Annotated in this window: 2 protein-coding genes; both read right to left on the bottom strand. The window is 27.7% G+C overall.

What is annotated here, in order from left to right:
- Positions 1 to 380: 380 nt before the first annotated feature.
- The gene (locus HGB55_RS15120) at positions 381 to 674 is read right to left on the bottom strand and encodes a type II toxin-antitoxin system RelE/ParE family toxin (RefSeq protein WP_168817914.1); all 294 of its coding nucleotides are present in this window, start codon (positions 672 to 674) and stop codon (positions 381 to 383) included.
- Positions 667 to 906, bottom strand: coding sequence for a CopG family transcriptional regulator (locus HGB55_RS15115; protein ID WP_168817912.1), 240 nt, complete (start codon positions 904 to 906; stop codon positions 667 to 669). The genes HGB55_RS15120 and HGB55_RS15115 overlap by 8 nt, the downstream gene beginning before the upstream one ends.
- Positions 907 to 1,122: the final 216 nt, after the last annotated feature.

The raw sequence follows: 1,122 nt of genomic DNA, 5'->3' as shown, positions 1-1,122 counted from the left end.
ATTAAATTTTTTCATAGTCATTGGCTGAATATTATCAAATTCAATTACAGTTTTTTCTTTTTTCAAAATAGTTTCAAGGCGAGAAATAGTTTTCTCACTTTGTATTTTAAGAATTTCTTGAATAAACGATAATTTTCTAGCTTCTAAGTTCATATCATAATTTACTTTTAATCAAAAATACAAAATCTATTTTAAATTCAGAGTTAAATTTATCTTAGAATTTCAAATCCGCTTGTTGCCAACGGTTTAGGCTATGTTGTCGTTGTGGAAAAATCGGTAAGATTTTTCCGCCATAGCAGTTATGTTAGTAAATATACGAGGATTTTCTGAAAAAGAAAATCCGCCACAATGCAATATAGCCATTGTTGGCAACTGTAATTTTAAAGTATATTTTTCAAATCTTGTCGTCCAACGATTGCCATAATTTCTATAACTTTATCAATATCGTTTATCTTAAAATAAATTGAATCCGAACCGCAAACACATCGTCGGTATCCTATTTTTATGTAATCGACCGATTCGAATGAATATGGACTTTTAGATATTCTATCAAAATTCTCAAAAAAGGAATCAAAATATTTATCAGCTTGTTTTTCTCCAAATGTTCTTACTCCGTAATGATGAATTCTTATTAAATCTTCTTTTGCTGTATTACTCAGTCTATAATTAGTCATTCAATAATGATTTTGATTGAGCTAAAATTTGTTCTTTAGTATCTGAAGTGAATCCGCTTTTTTCAGCTCTTTCCAGTTTGGAACTAATCCAATCAATCTGAGCTTGTTGTTTTCTAGCTTGTCTAATCAAATCATTAACTAATTCACTTTTACTTGAATACTCTTTATTCTCAATTTGAATTTTTAACCAATTATCATTCGGTTCTGTAAATGAAATACTTTGTCTAGCCATAATTTTTTATTTTTGATGTAAAATTACACCAAAACTACATTTTTTCCAAATTTTATTTTATTAGTTAGAATTTCAATCATTATTGTTGCCAACGGGATTGTATAACGAAAGTTGCGAATTTGAAAGCGCAATTTTCGGTTGTTTAAATATAGTATTTTTTAGATTTAGAAACATTCTAATTTACAGAAAGAAGCAATTTTGGTTATAAGGTGTTGG

This window comes from Lutibacter sp. B1, from assembly GCF_012524075.1.
In the GTDB taxonomy this organism is placed as follows: Bacteria; Bacteroidota; Bacteroidia; order Flavobacteriales; family Flavobacteriaceae; genus Lutibacter.
Note: the sequence above shows the minus strand (reverse complement) of the source record. Positions and strands in the feature narration are given on the sequence as shown.